Annotated in this window: 11 protein-coding genes; 10 read left to right on the top strand and 1 reads right to left on the bottom strand. The window is 75.4% G+C overall.

The window, feature by feature from the left end; genetic code table 11:
* Positions 1-23: 23 nt before the first annotated feature.
* The 10 genes from G5C62_RS08185 (at position 24) to hutH (ending at position 13,445) form a co-directional block, all read left to right on the top strand.
* Entirely contained in the window at positions 24-1,049 is a 1,026-nt protein-coding gene (locus G5C62_RS08185) for a 3-oxoacyl-ACP synthase III (RefSeq protein WP_036334427.1), read from the top strand.
* Positions 1,046-3,616, top strand: a complete 2,571-nt coding sequence (locus G5C62_RS08180; RefSeq protein ID WP_241175780.1) for an alpha/beta fold hydrolase — start codon at positions 1,046-1,048, stop codon at positions 3,614-3,616. Before G5C62_RS08185 ends, G5C62_RS08180 begins: the two co-directional genes overlap by 4 nt.
* Entirely contained in the window at positions 3,613-4,581 is a 969-nt protein-coding gene (locus G5C62_RS08175; RefSeq protein WP_036334425.1) for an NAD(P)-dependent oxidoreductase, read from the top strand. The genes G5C62_RS08180 and G5C62_RS08175 overlap by 4 nt, the downstream gene beginning before the upstream one ends.
* A gap of 17 nt (positions 4,582-4,598) precedes the next feature.
* A complete protein-coding gene (locus G5C62_RS08170) occupies positions 4,599-5,156 on the top strand; it encodes a hypothetical protein (RefSeq protein WP_052090929.1) in 558 nt (185 codons plus the stop codon).
* Between the two features lie 101 nt (positions 5,157-5,257).
* On the top strand, positions 5,258-7,147 hold the full coding sequence (locus G5C62_RS08165; protein ID WP_164700602.1) for a hypothetical protein: 1,890 nt from the start codon (positions 5,258-5,260) through the stop codon (positions 7,145-7,147).
* A 150-nt stretch (positions 7,148-7,297) separates the two neighbouring features.
* On the top strand, positions 7,298-9,946 hold the full coding sequence (gene nirB, locus G5C62_RS08160; protein ID WP_164700601.1) for a nitrite reductase large subunit NirB: 2,649 nt from the start codon (positions 7,298-7,300) through the stop codon (positions 9,944-9,946).
* Positions 9,943-10,329, top strand: a complete 387-nt coding sequence (gene nirD, locus G5C62_RS08155; protein ID WP_164700600.1) for a nitrite reductase small subunit NirD — start codon at positions 9,943-9,945, stop codon at positions 10,327-10,329. The genes nirB and nirD overlap by 4 nt, the downstream gene beginning before the upstream one ends.
* 86 nt (positions 10,330-10,415) lie before the next feature.
* Positions 10,416-10,979, top strand: coding sequence for a dihydrofolate reductase family protein (locus G5C62_RS08150; RefSeq protein ID WP_036335359.1), 564 nt, complete (start codon positions 10,416-10,418; stop codon positions 10,977-10,979).
* Between the two features lie 41 nt (positions 10,980-11,020).
* The gene (locus G5C62_RS08145; RefSeq protein WP_206330524.1) at positions 11,021-11,821 is read left to right on the top strand and encodes an IclR family transcriptional regulator; all 801 of its coding nucleotides are present in this window, start codon (positions 11,021-11,023) and stop codon (positions 11,819-11,821) included.
* A 73-nt stretch (positions 11,822-11,894) separates the two neighbouring features.
* The gene (gene hutH / locus G5C62_RS08140; RefSeq protein ID WP_164700599.1) at positions 11,895-13,445 is read left to right on the top strand and encodes a histidine ammonia-lyase; all 1,551 of its coding nucleotides are present in this window, start codon (positions 11,895-11,897) and stop codon (positions 13,443-13,445) included.
* A 434-nt stretch (positions 13,446-13,879) separates the two neighbouring features.
* Here hutH and G5C62_RS08135 read toward each other — a convergent pair whose 3' ends face one another.
* Entirely contained in the window at positions 13,880-14,311 is a 432-nt protein-coding gene (locus G5C62_RS08135) for a hypothetical protein (RefSeq protein WP_164700598.1), read from the bottom strand.
* Positions 14,312-14,834 lie beyond the last annotated feature (523 nt).

Raw genomic sequence — 14,834 nt, 5'->3', positions numbered from 1 at the left:
TTCTCGAGGACTGGACCCCGCCCATGAGTGGAAACGCCACGCACCGCTTCAGCAACACCAGCATCCTGACCGTGCAGACGGCCGATGCGTCCCAGGTCGTCACCTCCGACGACATCGACCAGCGGCTCGCCGACACCTACAAGCGGGTCGGGCTGCGCCCCGGCCTGCTCGAACGGCTGGCCGGCATCCATGAGCGCCGGTGGTGGGAGGACGGCGTCACCTTCACCGACGGCGCCGCCATGGCCGGCGCCAAGGCGATCAGCGAGAGCGGCGTCGACCCGGCCGGCATCGGCCTGATGATCAACACCTCGGTCAGCCGCAGGCACCTGGAGCCCTCGACGGCCGTCGCCGTCCACCACGCGCTCGGCCTCCCCCGCTCGGCGCAGAACTTCGACGTCACCAACGCCTGCCTCGGCTTCGTCAACGGCATGGAGCTGGCCGCGGCGATGATCGACTCCGGCATGATCGAGCACGCCGTGATCGTCAACGGCGAGGACGCCCAGACCGTGCAGGACCGCACCATCGACCGGCTCAACCAGCCGGACACCACCGCCCGGGACGTGATCGCCCAGTTCGCGACGCTGACCCTGGGCTCGGGTGCCGTGGCCATGGTCCTCGGCCGGTCCGACCAGCACCCGGAGGGCCACCGGCTGGTCGGTTCGGTCAGCCGGGCCGGCACCGAGCACCACGAGCTGTGCATCGGCGACAACGACATGATGCGCACCGACCTCAAGGGCCTGCTGGAGGCCGGCCTGGACCTGTCGATGGACATGTGGGAGGAGGCCGCCGCGGACTTCGACTGGCAGCGCGGCATGGACCGCTACGTCATCCACCAGGTCTCCAAGGTGCACACCGCCGCGATGTGCGAGCGGTTCGGCATCGACGAGGCACGGGTGCCGAAGACCTTCCCGACCCGCGGCAACCTGGGCCCGGCCTCGGTGCCCTACACCCTGGCCAGCGCGCAGCACGAACTGATCGACGGCGACCGGGTGCTGCTGATGGGCATCGGCTCAGGCCTCAACGCCTCCTGCCTCGAGATCGCCTGGTGAGCGTGCCGATCGACCTCCCCGCCGGCCTCCCCGGGCTCGACCCGGCCTGGTCCCGCCGGCTCAGCGTCGCCGACGCCACCGGCACGAAGCACGAGTGGCACCTGCTGGACAACGGCGTTCCCGACCCGGTGGGCACGTTGCTCTGCGTGCACGGCAACCCCACCTGGTCCTACCTCTGGCGCCGGCTGCTCGCCGCCGCCCCGCCCGGGTGGCGGGTGATCGCCCCCGACCAGCTCGGCATGGGCTTCTCGGCGCGGCTTCCCGGGCCCCGGCCACTGGAGCAGCGGGTCGCCGACCTCGGTGACCTGACGGCTGCGCTGGGCCTCACCGGCCCGGTGATCACCGTCGGGCACGACTGGGGCGGGGTCATCTCGCTGGGCTGGGCGCTGGCGCACCGCGACCAGCTGCGCGGTGTCGTCCTGGGCAACACCGCCGTCTCGATGCCCGAGGGGGACCTCGGCCCGGCGCTGATCCGGATGGCGCACGCCCCCGGGGTCCGCTCGGTGGCCACCGTCGGCACGCCGCTGTTCGTCCGGGCGACGACGGCGCTGTCCTCCCCGAGGCTGCCGGCCGACGTCCGGGACGCCTTCGCCGCGCCCTACCGGACGGCGGCCCGCCGGCGGTCGGTCGGGGACTTCGTGGCCGACATCCCCTTCTCCCCCGGCCACCCGTCCCGGGCCGCGCAGGAGGCGATCGCCGAGGGCATCCGTTCCCTCGACGTGCCGGCGCTGCTGCTGTGGGGCCCGCGCGACCCGGTCTTCGGCGAGCGGTACCTGGCCGACCTGCGCGAGCGGCTGCCCCAGGCCCAGCTGCACCGCTACGAGGGCGCCTCGCACCTGATGCCCGAGGACGCCCCGCAGTACGCCGATGCGGTCGCTCAGTGGGTCACCGACCTGTCCACCGGCCGGTACACCGTCGACACCGCCGACCGCCCGCGCAGCGCGCAGCCCCAGCCGCGGGGCCTCGGCTCAGCGCTGGCCGACCGGGCCGCCGACGACTCCCCCGCCGTGGTCGAGGTCGGTGGCACCACGGTCAGCTGGGCGCAGCTGCACCGCCGGGTCGAGCACCTGGCTGCCGGGCTGGCCCACGCCGGCATCCGCCCGGGGCAGCGGGTCGCCCTGCTGGTCGAGCCCTCCGTCGACCTCACCGCCGCGGTCTACGCCGTCTGGCGGGCCGGCGCGGTCATCGTCGTCGCCGACAAGGGCCTGGGCCTGCGCGGCATGCGCCGTGCGCTGCACAGCGCCCGGGTCGACGCGGTCATCGGCGGCGCCCCCGGTCTCGCAGCCGCCCGGGCCATGCGCCTGTCCGCCACCCGGATCGCCGCCACCGGGCTGCCCGCAGCTGCGGCGCGCGCCCTGGGCGTGGCCCACACGCTCGAGGAGCTGGAGCGCGCGGGCAGCACCGCGCCGCTGCCCGCCGAGGCCGACCTGGACACCGACTGCGCCGTCCTGTTCACCTCCGGCGCCACCGGCCCGGCCAAGGGCGTCGTCTACACCCGGCGCCAGGCACTGGCCCAGCTGGACCTGGTCGGTACCACCTACGGGCTGTCCCCCGACGACCGCCTGGTCGCCGGCTTCGCGCCGTTCGCCCTGTTCGGCCCGGCGCTGGGCATCGGCTCCGCGGTGCCCGACGTCGACGTGACCGCGCCGGGCTCGCTGACCGCGGCCGCCCTGGCCGACGCCACGGCGGCGATCGACGGCACGGTCGTGTTCGCCTCGCCGGCCGCGCTGCGCCGGGTCGTCGCCACCGCCGACGAGCTGACCGGGCCCCAGCGGACCGCACTGAGCCGGGTGCGCCTGCTCATGTCCGCCGGGGCGCCGGTGCCGCTGCCGTTGCTGCGGGAACTGCGCCAGGTGCTGCCCGCAGCCGCTGCGCACACCCCGTACGGGATGACCGAGGCGCTGCCGGTCACCGACGTCTCCGCCACCGAGATCGGGGCCGCCGGCCCCGGGAACGGCGTGTGCGTCGGCCGGCCGCTGCCCGGGGTCGAGGTCCGGGTCAGCCCGCTGTCCCCGACCGGGTCGGCCGACGGTGACCTCACCGACGTCCCCGGGACCACCGGGGAGGTCGCCGTGCGGGCCGCGCACGTCAAGGACCGCTACGACGCCCTGTGGGCCACCGAGCGCGCGTCGTCCCGCGACCCGGGCTGGCACCGGACCGGCGACGTCGGGCACCTGGACGCCGAGGGCCGGCTCTGGATCGAGGGCCGGCTGCCGCACGTCGTGACCACCGCCGACGGGGTCGTCACCCCGGTCGGCGTCGAGCAGCGGGTCCAGCTGCTGGACGGCGTCAGCGCCGCCGCCGTCGTCGGTGTCGGGCCGGTCGGCGCCCAGGTCGTGGTGGTCGTGGTCGTCCCCGCCGACGGTGCACGCCGCCGCGCCGGCTTCGAGCTCGCCGACCCCGCCCTGTCCGACGCCGTCCGTGGGGCCGCCGGCACCGAGGTCGCCGCCGTCCTGGTCACCGGCCGGCTGCCGGTCGACATCCGGCACCAGTCGAAGGTCGACCGGCGGGAGGTGGCCCGGCGCGCGACCCGCACGCTCGCCGGAGCACGGGCACGCACCCGATGAGGGTGCTGGTCACCGGGGCCAGCGGCATGCTCGGCCGGGCCACGGTGCAGGGCCTGCTCGACCGGGGCGACGAGGTGACCGTGCTGCAGCGCCGCCCGGCCGGGCTGCCCTGCCGGGAGGTGCGCGGGGACGTCGCCGACCCGGCCGTGGTGGCCCGCGCGGTCACCGGGCATGACGCCGTGGTGCACCTGGCCGCGAAGGTCGACGTCACCGGCCGGTGGGCGGAGTACGCCCGGGCCAACATCGAGGGCACCCGCGCCGTGGTCGACGCCTGCCGGCAGGCCGGGGTGGGCCGGCTGGTGCACGTCTCCTCCCCGTCGGTGGCGCACGGCGGCTCGGCGCTGGTCGGGGTCGGCGCTCAGTCGGCCGACCCGGCGCGCGCCCGCGGGCACTACTCACGCTCCAAGGCCGTCGCCGAGCAGGTCGCACTGGCGGCGGACGACGCCGCGCTCGCCGTCCTGGTCGTGCGGCCGCACCTGGTCTGGGGCCCCGGGGACACCCAGCTGGTCGCGCGGATCGTCGAGCGGGCCCGGAGCGGGCGGCTGCCGGTGATCGGCTCCGGTGCCGCGCTGATCGACACCACCTACGTGGACAACGCCGCCGCTGCCCTGGTCGCCGCCGTCGACGCCTGCGGGCCGGTGCACGGGGAGGCGCTGGTGGTCTCCAACGGCGAGCCCCGTCCGGTCGCCGAGGTCATCGACCGGTTGTGCCGGGCCGCCGGCGTCCCCGGGCCGCGCCGCCAGGTGCCGTTCCGGGCGGCCTGGGCCGCCGGGGGCCTCGTCGAGGGGGTCTGGGCGGTGACCCAGCGCCGGGACACTCCTCCGCTGACCCGGTTCCTCGCCGAGCAGCTGGCGACCGCGCACTGGTTCGACCAGCGCCGCACCCGCGAGGCGCTGCACTGGACCCCGCAGGTGTCGCTGGACGAGGGCTTCGCCCGGCTGGCGCAGGCGTACACGGCGGCCTGAGCCCCTACGGTGCGGTCGTGACCTACGACCGGCTGGCGGAGAGCGTCGCGCTGATCCAGCACGGACTGCGCAGCGACCCGGCACGGCTCAGCCGACGCCGACGGTTCGCCGCCCTCGCCGTGGACGTTGACGGCGACGTGGCCTGCACCGCCTTCGTACGGCGAGGCGTCAGCTGCCCTGAGGGCGACACCCACCTGCTGGAGCGGCGTGGTGACACCTGGCGCCTGCTCGGTGGCGGTGGCGGCAGCTGGGACGACGACGGGTTCGCCGACCGGCCAGGGGCGGTGGAGCTCGGTGGACTGGTCGTGGTGCGCGGCGGCGGCTCGGTGCTGCGCAACGCCGACCGCCGGATGCCCTGGGGTGCCCGCTACGTGCACGACGTCCAACTGCGGGTCAGTGCCGAGGTGCACGCCGTCGTGGTCGGCGGCTCCCGCACGCTGACGGTGCCGCGGCACGGGCACCTGGTGGTGGTCTGGGCCGGTGGCCGTCCCCCGGCGCTGGCCGTGCACGACCGGGTCGGCCGGCTCCTGGCACCGGTGCCGCCGCTCGACGGCACCGTGCCCTGGGTCCGCTGAGCCGGGTCGCGCTGCGGATCGGCGGGTCGTCGGCGACCGTGGCAGGTGGACCCGGCGGCTGGCGTGCGCCGAACACCGGACGGCCGACCGGAGGGGGCACGGTGCGAGACGGCGGGAAGCAGGACGACGGGGCGCAGCACGACGCGGACTTCGCGCGGTTCGTCGCCGACCGGCGTCCCGGACTGCTGCGCACCGCGCTGCTGCTGACCGGCGACCGGGCCACCGCCGAGGAGCTGGTGCAGCGGGCGCTCACCCGCACCCGGCGAGCCTGGCCCACGCCCGATCCGCTGGCGACGGCCCGCCGGGCGCTGGTGGCCGGCGCTGACCGCCGGGGGCTGCGCGGCGAGCAGGTCCTCGAGGAGCTGCCCGATCCGCTCGCCCCGGCGGTGGACGACGAGCTGTCCCGCGCGCTGCGCGCCCTCCCCCCGCGCGTCCGGGCCGCCACGGTGCTGCACCACGCCGACGAGCTGGACGCGGCCGCCCTCGCCGCCGTGCTCGGCCGCCCGGTGGCGGAGGCCGAGGCGGCTGCGGCGGCGGGCGCCGGACGGCTGCGACCGGCGGCGCGGCCGGACCCCTACCGGCGCGCCCAGCCCGCGACGGACGACGAGCGGCTGCGGGACGGGCTGACCCGGCTGGCCGGGACCCCGGTCCGGTGGCGGCTGGACGCCGCCCAGGCCGTCGCCGACGTCGGGCACCGCCGGACGGGGCTGCGGCGGCGGGTGCTCGCCGCGGCGACGGTGGCCGCCGTCGTCCTCGCCGGTGCCGTCGGCGCGCTGACCCGGCCGGTGGCGGAGGAACCGCTCCCCGCCGCGGCGCCGTCGGCCGTCGCTCCCGCCGGCGCCGGGCCGTCGGTCCGCAGCGCGCCCGTGCTCACCGGTCCCGCCCGGGGCTCACTGGCGGACGACCCGGCGTTCCTCACCTCCGTCCAACAGGCCGAGTGGGGTGGGCTGGTGGCCCCACCGGTCGCGGACCGGACCGTGGTCTTCGCCGGGGACACCCCCTCCGGGCGCGCGGCGCTGGTCGTCGGCACGGTCGACGAGGACTTCCGCGGCACCTGGCTCATCGGGCCGGTCGGGGCACCGGCGGACGCGCTCGTGCCGCACCTGCCGCCGGGGCTGGGCCGCGGCCGACCGGTCACCCTGCTGCTGGGCGGGCCGGGTCCGGGGTCGCTGGTCGTGGTCGCCGGGCGCGGCGACACGATCGAGGTCTCCGAGCGGCTGCTGGTCGGGCCGCGGGGCACGGTCGGCCGCAGGTACGCGCCGGTGGAGGCGGTCGAGGGCGTGGCCGTCGTCCCGGCCACCACCACCGAGGACGGCCCGGCGCTGAGCGTCCGGGTCACCCGGGAGGGCCGGCTGCTGCACCGGTCGGCCGTCGACTGGCCCGGCGACCGGCCCGGCCGCACCACCCCCCTCCCGGTGCTGGAGCCGATCCGCCCGGTGACCCAGGAGCCCGACGCGCGGGTGGTCGCGGCCGCGCTGGTCGGGCTGGCCGTGCCGCTGGGGGTCGAGCCGGCCGGGCTGCAGCCGGAGCTGCTGTGGTCGGGCACCCTGCCGCTGAGCCGGGGGCCGGGCACCGTCGCCGTCGTCGTCGGCCGCAGCCCCGGCGGTGCGCTGGTGGTCACCACCTGGGCCGGGGGCGGCGGCGGGGCCCTCGCCTGCGGCACCGTGACGCCGGCCGGCAGCACCCCGGTGTCGTCCCTGACCGTGGCCCGGACGTGCACGGTCGACCTGCCGGGGCTCGGTCAGTCCGGCGACGGCAGCTGGCTGGTCGTCACCGCACCACCGGACGCGACCGCCGTGGAGGTGCTGGGCGCCACCGACCGGGTGATCGCCCGGCTGCCGCTGACCGGGGGCGGCAACGTCGTCCCCCTCCCCGACGGCGCCCAGACCGTGCGCACCCTGGACGCCGCTGGGCAGCTCCTCAGGCAGGCACCGGTGGCCCCGATGACCGGCGAGCCGTTCGGCGACTTCGGCTCCGGTGCCCAGGGCTGAACGGCTCACGCCGGCGCCGGCGGCACTGTGCGCTCGACCTTGCCGCTCCGTAACGCGGCGCGACGCCGACGGAAACACCGCGTCCATAACTTCGCTCGGCAAGGGGCCGCCGTCCCGCAGCACCGCCGCCGTCGAAGGAGCACCCTGCGCATGAGCACCCCCGCCCCGAGCACCGCCGGACCCCGCCAGCTCGTCGTCGTGGGCGGCGGGATGGTCGCCCACCGGCTGGTCGAGGCGCTCGTCGACCGGGGTGGGGTCGCCGACGGCGGCTGGCAGGTGACCGTGCTGGCCGAGGAGCCGCGTGCGCCCTACGACCGGGTGGCCCTCACCTCCTACTTCTCCGGCCGGGACCCGCAGGACCTGGCGCTCGGCGACCCGGCCCTCTGGGACACCCCCGGCGTGCAGCTGCGTCGCGGTGAGCAGGTGACCGAGGTCGACCGGCAGGCCCGGCTGGTGCGGACGGCGGGTGGCCGGGAGCACCGCTACGACGCGCTTGTGCTGGCCACCGGCTCGGCGCCGTTCGTCCCCCCGGTCGAGGGCAAGGACCTCCCCGGCTGCTTCGTCTACCGCACGATCGACGACGTCGCCGCGCTCCGCCAGTACGTGACCGAGGTCGATACCCGACGGCAGGAGGACGGCAGCCCTCGCCCCGTCACCGGCGCCGTCGTCGGCGGTGGGCTGCTCGGGCTGGAGGCCGCCGGCGCGCTGACTGCCCTGGGCGTGCAGACCCACGTCGTCGAGTTCGCCCCCCGGCTGATGCCGCTGCAGGTCGACGAGGGCGGCGGCGAGGCGCTGCAGCGGCTGGTCGGCGCGCTCGGCGTGCAGGTGCACGCCGGCACCGCGACGGCCAAGCTCACCGCGGGCCGGGACGGCCGGGTCGCCCGGATGCACGCCGCCGAGGGGTCCGCGGCGGGGCTGACCCACCTGGACGTCGACGTCGTGGTGTTCGCCGCCGGCGTGCGGCCCCGCGACGAGCTGGCCCGGGCGTGCGAGCTCCCGGTCGGCCCGCGCGGCGGGGTGGCGGTCGACCCGACCTGCCGCACCGAGGACCCGGCCGTCTGGGCGATCGGCGAGGTCGCCGCGGTCGAGGGCCGTACCTACGGGCTGGTCGCGCCCGGGTACACGATGGCCGAGATCGTCGCCGACCAGCTGCTCGGCGGGGCGGCGGAGTTCCCGGGTGCGGACCTGTCCACCAAGCTGAAGCTGCTGGGGGTCGACGTCGCCAGCTTCGGCGACGCGTTCGGCACCTCCCCTGGCGCGCTGTCGGTCGTCTACGGCGACCCGGTGGCCGGGGTCTACAAGAAGCTGGTGCTCTCCGACGACGCGCGCACCCTGCTCGGCGGCATCCTGGTCGGCGACGCCGGCGCGTACGCCGGGCTGCGGCCGCTGGTCGGCCGCGAGCTGGGCGGCGACCCGGCCGCGTGGCTGCTGCCGGAGGGCGCCGAGGGCGGGCCGGCGTCGGCCGAGCTGCCCGACGACGCCGCCGTCTGCTCGTGCAACAACGTCAGCGCCGGGGCGATCCGGGACGCCGTCCGCTGCGACGGCTGCACCGACCTGGGCGCGGTCAAGGCCTGCACCAAGGCCGGCACGAGTTGCGGCTCCTGCCTGCCGCTGGTGAAGAAGCTGGTGACCACCGAGCTGGCGGCCGCCGGGGTCACCGTCAGCTCGGCGCTGTGCGAGCACTTCGACGTCAGCCGGGCGCAGCTGTTCGACGTCGTCCGGGTCACCGGGATCACCAGCTTCAGCGAGCTGGTCGACCGGCACGGCCGCGGCCGGGGCTGCGACATCTGCAAGCCGGTCGTCGCCTCCATCCTGGCCAGCCTGGACTCCGGGCACGTGCTCGACGGCGAGCGGGCCACGCTGCAGGACACCAACGACCACGTGATGGCCAACATCCAGAAGGACGGCACCTACTCGGTGGTGCCGCGGATCCCCGGCGGCGAGGTGACGCCGGAGGGGCTGATCGCGATCGGTGAGGTGGCCCGCGACTTCGGGCTCTACACCAAGATCACCGGCAGTCAGCGGATCGACCTCTTCGGCGCCCGGATGGAGCTGTTGCCGGCGATCTGGGAGCGGCTGGTCGCGGCCGGCTTCGAGTCCGGGCACGCGTACGGCAAGTCGCTGCGCACGGTGAAGTCCTGCGTGGGCTCGACCTGGTGCCGGTACGGCGTGCAGGACTCGGTCGCCCTGGCGATCGCCCTGGAGCTCCGCTATCGCGGGCTGCGCTCCCCACACAAGATCAAGCTCGGGGTCTCCGGCTGCGCGCGGGAGTGCGCCGAGGCGCGCGGCAAGGACGTCGGGGTCATCGCCACCGACAACGGCTGGAACCTCTACGTCGGCGGCAACGGCGGCTTCACCCCGCGGCGCGCGAAGCTGCTGGCCGAGGACCTGGGCACCGAGACGCTGGTGCGCACCATCGACCGCTTCCTCGTCTACTACGTGCGCACCGCCGACCGGCTGCAGCGCACCGCGCCGTGGCTGGAGGAGATCGAGGGCGGGCTGGACCACGTGCGCGCCGTCGTCCTCGACGACAGCCTGGGCATCGCCGCCGACCTGGACGCGGCGATGGCCGACCACGTCGAGGGCTACACCGACGAGTGGCGCGCCACCCTGGAGGACCCGGAGAAGCTGCGCCGGTTCGCCTCCTTCGTCAACGCCCCCGACTCCCCCGATCCGTCGCTGTCCTACGTCGTTGAGCGGGGGCAGCCCCGGCCGAGCACCGCGGCGGAACGGACGGCCGGCGAGGCCGCCGGCGCCGTCCTGGTGGCCGGCCCCCGACTGGAGGTGTTCTCCCGATGACCGCGACCCTGCCCCCGGAGACCACGATCCCGACCGGCTGGACGGTCGTCTGCCGGTACGCCGACCTACAACCCGAGCGCGGGGTGGCCGCCCTGGTCGGCGACCAGCAGATCGCCGTCTTCCGGCTCTTCGACGGCGCGCTGCACGCCGTGGGCCACCGCGACCCGGTGAGCGGTGCGCACGTGATCGCCCGGGGCATCGTGGGCACCCGCGGCGAGGCACCGACGGTGGCCTCCCCGATGTACAAGCAGGTGTTCGACCTGCGCACCGGGGTCTGCCTGGACGCACCGGACGACCCGGCGCTGCGGCTGCCGGTCCACCCGGTGCGGCTGCGCGACGACTGGGTGGAGATCGGCGCGGCCGAGGTGCAGGCGGGCGGCTGAGCCGCGGTCCGCCCGGGACCGATGAGTCCGGCGTTGCACGACGGTCTCGTCTCCGGCAGGACCAGGCGATCGGGACGGAGAACAGCATGCGCAGAGTCGTGGCCCAGATGGCGGTGTCGCTCGACGGGTACTTCGAGGGCCCGGACGGCGACATCAGCTGGCACCTCGTCGACGAGGAGCTGCACGACCACTTCAACCGGCAGCTGGCCACGATGAGCGCCTTCCTCTTCGGCCGGGTGACCTACGAGCTGATGGAGCAGTACTGGCCGGCGGCGGACCAGGACCCCGACAGCTCGCCCACCGAGGCGGAGTTCGCTGGCATCTGGCGAGGGATGCCCAAGGTGGTCTACTCGAGCAGCCTCGCCGCCCCGGGTCCGAACGCCACCCTGGTGCGCGAGGTCGTGCCCGACGAGGTGCGGGCACTGCAGGCGCAGCCCGGGGGCGACATGGTGCTGGGCGGGGCGCGCCTGGGCGCGGCCTTCCGGCGGCACGACCTCATCGACGAGTACCGGCTCTACGTGAACCCGGTCCTGCTGGGGGCCGGGCGCCTGCTCTTCGGTCCTGGCGAGAAGCCCACGGACCTGCGCCTGGTCGAGACCCGCACCTTCGGCAACGGCGTTGTCCTGCTGCGGCACGAACGGCCCCGCTGACCGCGGGCAGCGCGGGGTCGATCGCGCCGTAGGCTCCCCCGGTGCCGGAGCCGGTCCCCTCACCCCGGACGCCGCGGGGCGGGGTGCCCGCCGCCCGGCAGGCGCTGGCGCTGCTCCAGGCGCTGGCCCGCTCCCCCGGTGCCGTCCCCGCCGCCGCCCTCGCCCGCGACCTCGGGCTGCCGCGGTCGACGACGTACCACCTGCTCGCCGAACTGGTCGACGCCGGCTTCGTCGTCCACCTGCCCGAGGAACGCCGGTACGGGTTGGGGGTGAGCGCCTTCGAGATCGGCAGCGCCTACTCCCGCCAGGAGCCGCTGGCCCGGCTGGCCCGCCCGGTGCTGGCCCGGCTGGTCGACGCGGTCGGCCACTCCGCGCACCTGGCGGTGCTGCACGGCCGGGAGGTGCTCTACGTCGTCGAGCAGCGGGCGCCGGGCCGGCCGCCGCTGGTGACCGACGTCGGCGTCCGGCTGCCGGCCCAGCTGACCGCCAGTGGCCGGGCGCTGCTGTCCGGTCTGCCGCCGGCCCAGGTGCGAGCACTGTTCCCCGATGCGACCGCGTTCGTCGACCGGCACGACCTGGGTCCCCGCCGGCTCTCGGAGCTGCGCCGGCTGCTGGGCGAGGTGCGCCGGGCCGGGTACGCCGACGAGGACGGCGAGGTCACGCCAGGGTTCGCCTCGGTCGCCGCGGCGGTGCACGACCACGCCGGCCGGCCGGCGGCGGCGGTCGCGGTCACCTTCCCCACCGAGGACGTCGACGCCCCCGGGCGGACCGAGCTCGCGCAGCGGGTGGCCCGAGCGGCCGCCGAGCTGACCCGCCGGATCAACGGTCGCCGCCCCGACTGAAACGTCTGGGATACCAGACAGCACCCGGCTCGCGAACCTGGATCCGCTGCCGCGGGCCAGGTCAGATGGAGCCATGAGCACAGCGGTGGACACCCAGCAGGTCGTCGTCGGCAGCGAACCGGTCACCCCGGAGGACGTCGTCCGGGTGGCCCGGGACGGCTACGGCGTGCGGCTGTCCGAGGAGGCGCTGGCCGGGATCGCCGCCACCCGCGAGGTCGTCGAGCGGCTGGCCGACGACGACCGCCCGCACTACGGCGTCTCCACCGGGTTCGGCGCGCTGGCCACCCGGCACATCCCGGTCGCCCAGCGGGCCCAGCTGCAGCGCAGCCTGATCCGCTCGCACGCCGCCGGCTCCGGCCCGGAGGTGGAGCGCGAGGTGGTGCGCGCACTGATGTTGCTGCGGCTGTCGACGCTGGCGACCGGGCGCACCGGCGTCCGGCCCGAGACCGCCCGTGGTTACGCGGCGATGCTGGACGCCGGGATCACCCCGACGGTGCACGAGTACGGCTCCCTGGGCTGCTCCGGTGACCTGGCGCCGCTGTCGTCGATCGCGCTGGCGCTGATGGGCGAGGGCACAGTCCGGGGCGCCGCCGGGGAGCTGCGCCCTGCCGCCGAGGCGCTCGCTGACGCCGGGCTCACCCCGGTGCAGCTGGCGGAGAAGGAGGGCCTGGCGCTGGTCAACGGCACCGACGGGATGCTCGGCATGCTGCTGCTCGCGCTGGCCGACCTGCGCCGGCTGCTGAGCACCGCCGACGTCGCCGCGGCGATGAGCGTGGAGGCGCTGCTGGGCAGCGACGCGGTGTTCGCCGCCCACCTGCAGGAACTTCGCCCGCACCCCGGGCAGGCGGACTCGGCGGCCAACCTGCGGGCGCTGCTGGCCGGCAGCGGGGTGATGGCGAGCCACCGCGGCCCGGAGTGCACCCGGGTGCAGGACGCCTACTCGCTGCGTTGCGCCCCGCAGGTGCACGGCGCCGCCCGGGACACCGCGGCACACGCCGCCACCGTGGCCGAGCGGGAGCTCGCCGCCGCGATCGACAACCCGGTGGTGACGGTCGACGGGCGGGTGGAGTCCAACGGCAACTTCCACGGCGCCCCGGTCGGCTACGTGCTGGACTTCCTGGCGATCGCGGTCGCCGACGTGGCCAGCATGAGCGAGCGGCGCACCGACCGGTTCCTGGACGCCGCCCGCAGCCATGGCCTCCCGCCGTTCCTCGCGCACGACGCCGGGGTCGACTCCGGCCACATGATCGCCCAGTACACCGCCGCCGGGATCGTCAGCGAGCTCAAGCGGCTCGCGGTGCCGGCCAGCGTCGACTCGATCCCCTCCTCGGCGATGCAGGAGGACCACGTGTCCATGGGCTGGGCTGCCGCCCGCAAGCTGCGCCGGGCGCTGGACGGGCTGACCCGGGTGCTGGCCATCGAGGTGCTCACGGCGGCCCGGGCGCTGGACCTGCGCGCCCCGCTGCAGCCGGCGGCGGCCACCGGCGCGGTCCGGGACGCCGTCCGGGCCGCCGGGGTGCCGGGCCCCGGCCCCGACCGGCACCTGGCCCCGGAGATCGAGGCCGCCGTCCAGCTCGTCGCCAACGGCGACGTGCTCACCGCCACCGGGCTGTCCCTTCGCTGAGCCGGAGCCCATCGGTGAGGTGACGTGAGCAGGCTTCGATGACTTGGCGCCGCTCCGGCGAGTGCGCCCTGAAGGCGGCTTCAGGGACACCTACTGAGATGCGCCTTGGCGTCTTGGTGCCCTACTGTCGGGAAGATGTCCAGTTCCTGGCTGCGTCCTCTCGGGACGTTCGACCTGGTGTTCTGGACAGTCGTCTGGTGCGTCTCCATGGTCGCTCTAGTCCGGGCGCTCGGCGATCACGATGGATGGAAGCTGTTCATCTCCGGCCTTCTGCTTCTGACGTCATCGGTTTGGCTTGTTCGGATCTTCTACGCCCGGCGAGAGCGCACACGACAGGCCGACCAACCGTTGCCCTAGAGGTGCCGTCAGGCGATGTCCCTGAGCGGGCCGCTCAGAGCGGCGCGCGCGGGCTTGGTGGAACGGAGTGGGCCCGATCAGTCTCCGGACGGACCCTCACCATCGGGTGGCGCCGGCCACGAGTCGACGAACCGCTGAAGTGCCGCAGCGAACGGCCCTGCGACGGTCAGCGGTAGGTACAGCGTCAGCTCGCGGTCCTGGGGGACACCCAGGTGCCCATGGGTCAGCTCCAAGCGGAGGACGTACTCGCGTTCGCCCTCAACCACCTCTGCCAGGGCGCCGCCGCCGATCCGGTAGCCGCGTAGAACGTTCGGCATGGTGAAGTTGGCGTCGCCCTCCAGAAGCAGGACCGCGTCGTCGCTGGTGTCCCTGGCCCAGAGAGCGCCGTCGCGAATCGCCTGCCGATGGCGGGCGCACACCCGGTAGTCGCGGGGCTCCGGACGGCTCACGTGCCAGACCTCGGCGGCGTCATTCTGACAGCGCAGGACGGCGCAGGTGCTCACGCTCATGTCCTGCATCCTGCCCGGAGACGCTGGAACAAGATGGGCCGCTTCGTCGCACTGCAGAACTACGGGAGAACGGTGTCCCTGCTCCTCGAGGGTCCGGGAGACAGCAGGTACGTGGAACAGAGGGCGGCCTCCGACGCACACACGATCCGGCGGTCGCTCCGTTGCGAGGGTGTCCCATTGTGGGCCGCTATGGGACAGGGACGCTGACCGCCCAGAGGCGGCCTCCAGGACTGCAAGCAAGACATCGGCCGAAGGCGGCCGGGTGTTCGACCGCCTCCTCGTAAGTCCGGCAGCCCACCGCTGCCGTCCGGAACCGAGACGGCAAGCTACCGTGCTCGCATGTCACCGGAGGTCCGCGGCCGGCGCTTTTGGGTGCTCTTGCTGCTGTTTAGCGCGCTAGGTGTACTGCCCGGACAGGTTGGTGCAGCGCTGCGATGAGCAGCTGATCTTGATGTGAGGAGGGACCTCCGGGTTGGGTGTGGGAGCCGCCAAGCACCCGCACCGACCCAGGAGGTCCCTCGTG

It is taken from the genome of Modestobacter sp. KNN46-3, from assembly GCF_011039295.1.
This window is presented reverse-complemented; position numbering and strand designations above follow the sequence as displayed.

Excerpts from the sequence above, each read along its gene's own strand:
- nirD (WP_164700600.1), top strand. The coding sequence starts at position 9,943 with ATGACCGCGACCCTGCCCCCGGAGACCACGATCCCGACCGGCTGGACG.
- G5C62_RS08185 (WP_036334427.1), top strand. The coding sequence starts at position 24 with ATGAGTGGAAACGCCACGCACCGCTTCAGCAACACCAGCATCCTGACC.
- nirB (WP_164700601.1), top strand. The coding sequence starts at position 7,298 with ATGAGCACCCCCGCCCCGAGCACCGCCGGACCCCGCCAGCTCGTCGTC.
- G5C62_RS08175 (WP_036334425.1), top strand. The coding sequence starts at position 3,613 with ATGAGGGTGCTGGTCACCGGGGCCAGCGGCATGCTCGGCCGGGCCACG.
- G5C62_RS08135 (WP_164700598.1), bottom strand. The coding sequence starts at position 14,311 with ATGAGCGTGAGCACCTGCGCCGTCCTGCGCTGTCAGAATGACGCCGCC.
- G5C62_RS08150 (WP_036335359.1), top strand. The coding sequence starts at position 10,416 with ATGCGCAGAGTCGTGGCCCAGATGGCGGTGTCGCTCGACGGGTACTTC.
- hutH (WP_164700599.1), top strand. The coding sequence starts at position 11,895 with ATGAGCACAGCGGTGGACACCCAGCAGGTCGTCGTCGGCAGCGAACCG.